Source organism: Burkholderia sp. Ac-20384 (genome assembly GCF_017104605.1).
GTDB lineage: Bacteria > Pseudomonadota > Gammaproteobacteria > Burkholderiales > Burkholderiaceae > Burkholderia > Burkholderia lata.
In genome coordinates this window covers 1-8,453 of the sequence record NZ_JAAGPE010000356.1, presented here as the reverse complement: position 1 = coordinate 8,453, position 8,453 = coordinate 1, and the positions used below count along the sequence as shown (strand labels likewise).

Sequence of the window (8,453 nt, the reverse complement as noted above, 5' to 3'; positions counted from 1 at the left end):
CGAAAACAAGATCATGGAGTGAGACAGATGCAATCGAACACGGTCCATCCGTGCGATGAAGTGCTGCCGACCGGCAAGCTGGTAACGCTTGGCCTGCAACACGTCCTCGTCATGTACGCCGGCGCTGGTACCGGACGCCCTGAGCGGATTCGAGACGCTCGATCCGCCCAGCGTGCGCGGGCGGCCCGTGTTCGACCGGAGCGCGCCGGGCGGCACACTCCCCGGGCACGCGGCCGCCCCGCGGCCCGTGCCGGCCGCCGTCATCGTCACGCCGCCGCCCCCGCCGAAGGTCGTGCGTGTTGCACCGCCGAAGGCTGTCGTCGTCACGACCGCGCCGCGCGTCGTCTACGTCGCACCGCCACCGCCGAAGGTCCTGTACCTCGCACCGCCGCTGCCGCGCTCGGTGTACGTCGCCCCGCGCGCCGTGTATGTCGCTCACCCGCCGCGCGCCGTCATCTGGGTGCCCGCCCACTGGGCCGGCCGCGTGTGGGTGCCGGCGCACTGGGCGTAACCCGGCGCCGCGGCGTTCCGCTTCGTTTCGTTTCGTTTTCCATCCGTTTCATCAACCACCCGGCCGGCGCAGACCGTCGGCCACGCAAGGAGAAACCCCATGAAGTCCATCAAGAAGATGATTGCCGTCGTCGTTTTGTGTATCGTCTCAGCAGCAGCGTCGGCCCAGCAGGTGCCGCCCGGCGCGGCGAACGGCGGTGCACGCGTCGAACGCGCGCTGATGCAGTTGCAGACCCGCTTCGCCAACGCGAACACGACGCACGACGGCAAGCTCACCCGCGAGCAGGCCGCCGCGGGCATGCCGATGGTCGCGCAGCATTTCGACGAAATCGACACGCAGCACAACGGCTACGTCACGCTCGAGCAGCTCGCCGGTTTCATGCGCCAGCGCATGGCGGCCCGTTGAACCCGCACGACAATCCGGCCGCGCACGGCACCGGGAGGCAAGCGATGGAACAGTCCTGCAGGATCGTCGTGCTCGACGACGAAGCCGAGCTGCGCAACATGCTGCAGCGCTTCCTGACCGGCCATGGCTTCCAGGTCCGTGCGGTCGCCGACGGCAAGCGGCTCGACCGCCTGCTGCAACGCGAACCGTACGACCTGCTGGTGCTCGACCTGATGATGGAGCCCGAGGACGGCCTGAGCGTGTGCCGGCGCCTGCGCGCCGAAGGCCAGACGCTGCCGATCCTGATGCTCACCGCGAAAGGCGACGCCGCGGACAAGGTCGTCGGCCTCGAGACGGGCGCCGACGATTACCTGGCGAAGCCGTTTCTCCCCGACGAACTCGTGGCCCGCGTCCGCGCGCTGCTGCGGCGACAGAAGATGGCGGCCGGCGAGCCGACGGTCACGTCGCAGCGGTTGCGTTTCGGCGCATTCACGTTCGACGTCGGCCAGCAGACGCTGATGCGCGACGGCACGCCCGTAGAAATCCATTCGGCGCAGATGCTGCTGTTGCACGCACTCGGCTCGTCGCCGAACCGCGCGGTGAGCCGCGAGAACCTGCTCGCCCGCGCGCGCGGCCGCGACCATGCCGCACTCGACCGCAGCGTCGACGTGCAGATCCTGCGGCTGCGCCAGATCGTCGAGGACGATCCCGGCAAGCCGCGCTTCATCAAGACCGTCTGGGGCATCGGCTACATGCTGGTAGCCGGCGTCGATTCGTGATGCGCATCCCGCTGCCGCGCTCGCTGCTTGCGCGCAACATCGCGCTGCTGGTGGCGCTCGTCGCGCTGTCGCTCGCCTGTTCGCTCACCGTGCTGCTGCACTACGTGCAGCGCCCGCGCATCGAGCGGGCCTCGATCGTCTTCTCCGACTATGTGAAGTTGCTCGACCGCACGCTCGCCAGCCTGCCGCCGGATGCTGGCGGCACGGTCATCGCGCAGTTCGGCGGCCAGGCCGCGCTGCCGCCCGCCACACCGCCGCAAGCGCCGAACCTGGCGGCCTTCTTCCGCACCTGGCAGCGCGACGTGTTCATGCAGGCGCTCGAACGCCACCTGCCGCCCGACCTTCCGGCGCGCTGGCAATCGGGCGACGACGAACGCCTGTGGATCCGGCTGCATGTGGCCGGCTCGCCGGTGTGGGTGCCGCTGCCGATGGCCGCCGACGCGCAGGCGAGCGGCATCACGACGGCTCTCGTGCTGTCGGTCGGGCTGGCGCTGCTCGCGGCGCTGACCGGCTACCTGATCCAGCTCCACCTGAACCGGCCGCTCGACGCGCTGGCGCGCGCGGCGCAGCGCGTCAGCGCAGGCGAGCGCCCGCCGCCGCTCCCCACCGACGGCCCGACCGAAATCGCCGACGTGAGCCGCGCGTTCAACCAGATGGCCGACGCGCTGCAACAGGCGGAAGCGACCCGCTCGCTGATGCTGGCCGGCGTGTCGCACGACATCCGCACGCCGCTCACCAAGCTGCGTCTGGCGATCGCGATGGCGCTGCCGCGCGGCACGCACGACGCGCTCACCACGTCGACCGAGCATTACCTGGACCAGATCGATACGATCCTGCAGCAATTCATGGACTACGCGGGCAGCGGCGAGCGCGAAACGCCGCAAACCGGCGACCTGAATGCGCTGATCGGCCAGCTCGTCGCGGATTTCGCGGGGCTCGGCCACGAATTCGACTTCGACGAAGGCGAGGTGCCCGCGTTCGCATTCCGTCCGATCAGCCTGATGCGGCTGCTGATGAACCTGATGCAGAACGCGGTCGTCTACGGCCGGACGGGCCTCGGCGTGCGGACGTGGACCGAACGCGGCATCGCGTATGCGGTGGTCAGCGATCGCGGCAACGGTATCGGCGCGGCCGAACTCGAACGGCTCAAGGCGCCGTTCAGCCGCGGGGCGAACGCGCGCAGCCATGCGGGCGGCACGGGCCTCGGACTCGCGATCGTCGAGCGGATCGCCCGCCTGCACGGCGGCTCGCTGACGTTCCGCGACCGCGATGGCGGCGGGCTGGAGGCGGTCGTCACGTTGCCGCTCGATGCGTCGGGGGCGGTGCGGCGATCGCTGTCGGCGTGATGGGTTGTTTGCCTTCTTGCTTCTTGCTTCTTGCTTCTTGCTTCTGGCTTCTGGCTTCTGGCTTCTGGCTTCTGGCTTCTGGCTTCTGGCTTCTGGCTTCTGGCTTCTGCCTTCTGCCTTCTGCCTTCTGCCTTCTGCCTTCTGCCTTCTGCCGCCTGCCGCCTGCCGCCTGCCGCCTGCCGCCTGCCGCCTGCCGCCTGTAGTGTGCCTTCTGGCCTTCTGGCCTTCTGGCCTTCTGATCGTCTGACCGTCTGACCGTCTGACCGTCTGACCGTCTGACCGTCTGACCGTCTGACCGTCTGACCGTCTGATCGACTATCTGCCTCGCAGCCCCACGGCCGCACGTATCCGCGCGCAGCGGCATGTGACATGCGCCGACATAATTCCTGCGTGGCGTATCAAGCCTGACCTCCGCATACTTGCGCCTGCGTGTTGCGCAACGGCATGAAACCTCTCCCCAGCCAGCGATCACGCCCCGCTTCCGATCGTTCGCGTTCCTGAATGCCGCGACAGTATCGGCAACTTCACCCAGGCCACGGAGATCGACATGTTTTCTTCCCTTCACGCACTTGCTGCCCACGCCAAACGTCTGACCAGTGTCGCGCTGATCGCCGGCACCCTCGCGATGACCGGCTGCGCATCGACCGCGACCACGTCCATGACCGCCGCGCCGACCGCCCACACGCAGCCGCAGGTTCGTGCGGACGTCGTCTATGTGTCCCCGTTCGATGTGGACACGACCGACGTCAAGGTCGACGGCGGGATGATCAGCAAGATTGCGACCCTCGCGAAGGGCTCGTCCGCCGACGTACAGCGCCAGCAGAGCGCGCTGAAGACCCGTGAGCAACTCGCCGACGCCCTCGTGCGCGAACTCCGGTCGCAAGGCATCCCCGCGCTGCGCGGCCCGGTGCCCGACGGACGCGACGCGCTGGTCGTCGAAGGCCGGTTCGAGTCGATCGACGCCGGCAACCGCCGCCGCCGCACGTTGATCGGGCTCGGCGCAGGCAAGAGCGAAGTGAAGGCATCGGTCACCGTGCTGTTCCAGCCGGCGCATGGCGCGCCGCAGCCGCTCGGCACGTTCTCGTCCAGCGCGAACAGCGGCCATCTGCCCGGCATGGTGGAAACCGCCGGGGTCGGCGCGGCGGCAGGCCGCCTCGCGACGTCGGCGGCGGTTGGCGCCGGCCTGCATGGCGTGTCGGAAGTGAAGCACGACACGGTGGCGTCCGATACGGACCGCCTCGCGCGCTCGATCGCGAAACAACTCGCGACGCAAAACGCAGCAAATGCGTGGCTGCCGACTGTGTCGGCAAGCTGACGCACCGGGCCGCCCGCCGGCGAGGCCCGGCGGGCACGCAGGCGGGCGGCCGGGCATAATGCGCGAGGCCGCGCCGGCGCCACGCGCCGCGACCGTGCCGAGGCACCCGACGACGGCCCGCGCCGCTCCCGTCCCGAATCCTGAACTTCAACCCGTCAATTCCATGCAAGTACTCGTCGTAGGAACCGGCAAGCTGGCCAGCGAGCTGCTCGACGCACACCGGCTCGACCCGGCCACCTGCCGCGTGATCCCCTGGTCGGACAGCGCGCGCAACAATGGGCAGCGTAGCGACGCCCGAACGATCGTCGTGCACGCCGGTTCCGGCCGCGAACTCCCTGACGTCATCGCGTTCTGCGAGGCCACCGGATCGCCACTCGTCGAACTGTCGACCGGCTCCGAGCTCGAAACCGGCTCGCACGCGTTCCCGGTCGTGCTTTGTCCGAACACGAACATCCTGATGCTCAAGTTCATGAGCATGCTGGAAACCAGCGGCCACCTGTTTCATGACTGCCGGATCAGCCTGACCGAGTCGCACCAGGCCGGCAAGACGTCTGTCCCCGGCACGGCCGTCGGGATCGGCCAGTCGCTCGGCGTGCGGCCGGAAGACATCCGCTCCGTGCGCGACCCGGACGTGCAGCGCAGCGAATTCGCGGTCGCCGACGACCAGCTCGGCCGCCACGCGATTCACCGGATCCGCATCGACGACGGTGCGTGCAGCCTGCAGTTCGAATCGCGCGTGGTGGGTGCGACGCCTTACGCGGACGGTGTATCGCGCATCGTCGACGCCGTTCGGCAGCACGATCTCGAGCACCGCCGCTATTCGATCGTCGAGTTCATCCGCAACAGCTGGCTGTAGTCGCGGCGATACGCGGCGGGCGGCACTTGTGCGCAGCGACGCCGACGTTTTTCGCGCAACGCAAGAAGAGGTTCGGTGCTGATCTCCGTGGATGTCGTCGACCACCCGATCCGCGACATCCGGGCCGCCATGAATCTCGCCGCCCGGCACCTGACATCCCGCATGGCCGGCGGCCAAGATCACGCCTGCCGGCTTTGCTGCCACGACCGCTCGAGAAATTCGACGAGCAATCGTCCTGCCGCATTCGCTGGTAAGTTATCGGCCGAGGTCCATTCGCCGAGATGGGGTACGACTCACCGCTAACGTCGGCGCCTGAACCGCTACCCTCGACATCCCCCGAAAGGAGTGCAACCGATGACCCGCCCCGACTTCATCAAGCACTGGACCGAGCTCGAAGAACCGGAAGCGCATTGCTATCGCGGCGACACCGAGCCGATGGCGCTGGACGCACCGCTTTCCGCCGAACTCGGCATCACGCGTATCGGCATCCATCACGTGAGGCTTCTGCCAGGCCGGCGGACGTCCTATCCGCATGCCGAAAGCACCGAGCAGGAATTTGTGTACGTGCTCGAAGGCAAGCCCGACGTCTGGATCGACGGCGTGCTTTACCCCGTTGCCGAAGGCGAATCCATCGCGTTTCCGGCGGGCACCGGCATCTGCCACACCTTCATCAACAACACGAAGGACGACGTCCGGCTGATGGTGATCGGTGAACGCCCGCGCGACGACAACCGCATCCGCTACCCGATGAACGAGGCGTACGAGCTGACCCGCGCGGACCGCTGGGTGGACTGGCCCGACAGACCGCTCGGAGACCATGACGGGAAGCCGGACTGACGCGCAGATGCCCGCGACGGAACACGACGAGCCCGCCGCGCAAGCTCGCAGCGGGCCGCCGGGATCACCCTGCCGCGTCGATCGTTACCCGGCCCACCGTCACTCACCGCCAAGCAACGCCCCGCTCTCGGGCAACGTCGCACCGCCGTCGACGACGATCGTCTGCCCCGTGATGTACGCGGCATCTGCTGACGCGAGGAACAGCATCGCGTTCGCGATATCTTCCGGCTCGCCCATCCGCGCGAGCGGAATGTCGCGCGCGATCTGCGCCGCGACCGATGCGTCGCCGAGATTGCCGGCCGCCGGCGTGCGGATCATGCCCGGCTCGACGCCGTTGACCGTCACGTTGCGGCGCGCGAGCTCCAGTGCCGCCGCACGAATGAAGCCGTTCACGCCCGCCTTCGACGCCGCATAATGCGCGAGCCCCGGATACACGACGCGCGGCCCCGTCACCGACGACGTGACGAGCAGCCGCCCCGCTCCCGCGCGCTCGAACGCCGGCAACGCGGCCTGCGCGAGCCAGAACAACGCCGACAGGTTGACCGACAGCGTCCGGTCGAGTGTCGGCTCGTCGATCTGCGTGAACGGCGTCAGCGGAAAATACGCGGCATTGTGGACGACGACATCGAGCCGGCCACCGTCGCGCTCGACCGCCGCGACCAGCGCGCCCAGTTCGTCGCGGCTGGCGGCATCCACCCGATAGGCGCGCGCCTCGCCGCCCGTGCTCGCGAGCGCATCGGCCTGAGCGGCGGCCGCCTCGCCGTTCAGGTCGGCCAGCGCGACGAACGCGTCGGATTCCGCGAAACGGCGTGCGATCGCCGCGCCGATCCCCTGCGCGGCGCCCGTGACGAGCACGACGCGCCCGCTGAAATCCGCACGCAAGCGGCCGCTGCCCGGCACGGCATTCATCGCTGCGCCTCGCCGCCGAGCGGATGCACGGTGTCGTTCAGCACCTGCGCGTGGGCGCCGATCGGGAAGTTCGACAGCGTGCCGAAATCGCCGCCCTGGTAGCCGAAGATCTTGCCGTCGGTCTTGCGCTGCGCGAGGTCGATCAGCACGACGCCGAGCGTGGGCACCACCTTTTCGCGCCACACGAACAGATACAGCTCGTCTGCAATCCTGAAGTAATGGCAGCGATCGACATCGGCCAGGCCGCCTTCGACACCCTGCAGGCACTGCCAAGCGTAGAAGTTCTCGTTCAGGTAGATGTGCTCGTAGCATTCGGTCGGACTGTAGCGATACATCGTCCGCTTGCCGATCAGCTCGCGCGTGGGCCCGTGCAGCCGCCCCGGCTGCGTGTGGCCGCCGAGCGTGCCATGCCGGAACTCGGCCTCGACACCGGTCAGCGGCAGCCCGCGGGCAACTCGCGTAAATGCATCGATACGCGTGTCGGCTTCGGTCGGCAACACGCCGACCACCGACGTCCATACGCCGTTGTCGAGATCGATCACGAGACTGGCCGACGTCGCGCGGGCGGTCGAATCGATGTAGTCGACGAAGTACAGCCCGTCGCGCAGCCGCGTGACGCGGCACGGCTCGCGGCCGCCCGTGTCGGTCGCCGCATCACGCCACTGCAGCGCGCCGGGCTCGAACGTATAGACGCGCCACGCACCCGCTGCGTCGCCGAGCGCAAGCGTCCGCCCGGCGAGCGCGTCGACGGATGCGAGGATGTTCGCTTCCGGCGCGAAGCCGTCCGCGAGCGCGCCAACCTGAATGAATACCGGATCCTGTCGTTCCACCTGCCGTCTCCCGCGCAGCTTCAGGCCCGGCGGGCCATGTACGCTGCTCATGTGCACATGGTGCGGGCTGCGCGCGCCGCGCGGTATCGGCCAAAAGGATGAAGGGCGCGCGGCGCCGGAACGCGCTAAAGTGCACGAAATCCGCGCCGCGACCGGCGCGAGGAGCGCACATGCATCGCGTCACCCATTACCGACGGACCGGCGAAGGCATCGAGGCGATCAGCCTCGAATCCGACCGTGCATTTCCGCGCCATGCGCACGACGAATTCGGGGTCGGCGTGATCGTCAGCGGCGCGCACCGATCGTGGAGCGGCCGCGGGCAGGTCGACGCGCTGGCAGGCGACGCGATCATGGTCAACCCGGGCGAGATGCACGACGGCTCGCCGATCGAGGCCGGCACCGGCCGACGCTGGCGAATGCTGTACCTCGCGCCCGCGCTGGTCGCGGGCGTCGCGGCCGAAGAAGGCCTTGGCGGCGTCGAACTGGCGCATCCGGCGGTGCGCGATACGCGGCTCGCAGCCTCGGTCGGCCGGCTGCATGCGCGCATCGTTGCCGGGGAATCCCAGCCGCTCGCCCGCGACGAGGCGCTCGTGATGCTCGTCGCCGGGCTGCTGGCCCGGCACGCGAACCGCACGCTGCCGCCGGCGGGCGTCGCACCGGCGATCCGCATCGCCCGGGAGCGGCTA

General features: G+C 68.9%; 9 protein-coding genes and 1 pseudogene. 8 read left to right on the top strand and 2 right to left on the bottom strand.

The genetic code is table 11. The features are described 5' to 3' along the window. Window positions 1–118: 118 nt before the first annotated feature. The 7 genes and pseudogenes from G3O00_RS43675 to G3O00_RS36950 all read left to right on the top strand — a co-directional run. A pseudogene (locus tag G3O00_RS43675) lies at window positions 119–217 on the top strand (LysR family transcriptional regulator); the annotation flags it as partial. 393 nt (window positions 218–610) lie between these two features. After that, window positions 611–916 (top strand): EF-hand domain-containing protein, encoded by a 306-nt coding sequence (locus tag G3O00_RS36975; RefSeq protein ID WP_206145967.1) that lies wholly within the window; start codon window positions 611–613, stop codon window positions 914–916. A gap of 44 nt (window positions 917–960) precedes the next feature. Continuing rightward, on the top strand, window positions 961–1,674 hold the full coding sequence (locus G3O00_RS36970) for a response regulator (protein ID WP_041493228.1): 714 nt from the start codon (window positions 961–963) through the stop codon (window positions 1,672–1,674). Further along, window positions 1,674–3,020 carry an ATP-binding protein gene (locus G3O00_RS36965; RefSeq protein WP_206145966.1) on the top strand — a complete coding sequence of 449 codons (1,347 nt, stop codon included), beginning with the start codon at window positions 1,674–1,676 and terminating at the stop codon, window positions 3,018–3,020. The genes G3O00_RS36970 and G3O00_RS36965 overlap by 1 nt, the downstream gene beginning before the upstream one ends. Window positions 3,021–3,567: 547 nt before the next feature. Further along, a complete protein-coding gene (locus G3O00_RS36960; protein WP_174932708.1) occupies window positions 3,568–4,335 on the top strand; it encodes a DUF4410 domain-containing protein in 768 nt (255 codons plus the stop codon). Between the two features lie 163 nt (window positions 4,336–4,498). Continuing rightward, window positions 4,499–5,191 (top strand): dihydrodipicolinate reductase, encoded by a 693-nt coding sequence (locus tag G3O00_RS36955; RefSeq protein WP_206145965.1) that lies wholly within the window; start codon window positions 4,499–4,501, stop codon window positions 5,189–5,191. 354 nt (window positions 5,192–5,545) lie between these two features. Beyond that, window positions 5,546–6,028 (top strand): cupin domain-containing protein, encoded by a 483-nt coding sequence (locus tag G3O00_RS36950; RefSeq protein WP_206145964.1) that lies wholly within the window; start codon window positions 5,546–5,548, stop codon window positions 6,026–6,028. Between the two features lie 99 nt (window positions 6,029–6,127). Here the strand turns inward: G3O00_RS36950 and G3O00_RS36945 are convergent, their stop codons facing one another. Beyond that, entirely contained in the window at window positions 6,128–6,937 is an 810-nt protein-coding gene (locus tag G3O00_RS36945; protein WP_206145963.1) for an SDR family oxidoreductase, read from the bottom strand. Then, window positions 6,934–7,767 carry a MoaF C-terminal domain-containing protein gene (locus G3O00_RS36940; RefSeq protein WP_206145968.1) on the bottom strand — a complete coding sequence of 278 codons (834 nt, stop codon included), beginning with the start codon at window positions 7,765–7,767 and terminating at the stop codon, window positions 6,934–6,936. Before G3O00_RS36940 ends, G3O00_RS36945 begins: the two co-directional genes overlap by 4 nt. Window positions 7,768–7,937: 170 nt before the next feature. Here G3O00_RS36940 and G3O00_RS36935 point away from each other — a divergent pair. After that, on the top strand, window positions 7,938–8,453 hold a 516-nt coding region (locus tag G3O00_RS36935; protein WP_206145962.1), incomplete at its 3' end, for an AraC family ligand binding domain-containing protein.

Bases quoted from the DNA above. Each gene is read 5' to 3' on its own strand.
- G3O00_RS36970 (WP_041493228.1), top strand. From the start codon at position 961: ATGGAACAGTCCTGCAGGATCGTCGTGCTCGACGACGAAGCCGAGCTG.
- G3O00_RS36955 (WP_206145965.1), top strand. From the start codon at position 4,499: ATGCAAGTACTCGTCGTAGGAACCGGCAAGCTGGCCAGCGAGCTGCTC.
- G3O00_RS36945 (WP_206145963.1), bottom strand. From the start codon at position 6,937: ATGAATGCCGTGCCGGGCAGCGGCCGCTTGCGTGCGGATTTCAGCGGG.
- G3O00_RS36950 (WP_206145964.1), top strand. From the start codon at position 5,546: ATGACCCGCCCCGACTTCATCAAGCACTGGACCGAGCTCGAAGAACCG.
- G3O00_RS36965 (WP_206145966.1), top strand. From the start codon at position 1,674: ATGCGCATCCCGCTGCCGCGCTCGCTGCTTGCGCGCAACATCGCGCTG.
- G3O00_RS36975 (WP_206145967.1), top strand. From the start codon at position 611: ATGAAGTCCATCAAGAAGATGATTGCCGTCGTCGTTTTGTGTATCGTC.
- G3O00_RS36960 (WP_174932708.1), top strand. From the start codon at position 3,568: ATGTTTTCTTCCCTTCACGCACTTGCTGCCCACGCCAAACGTCTGACC.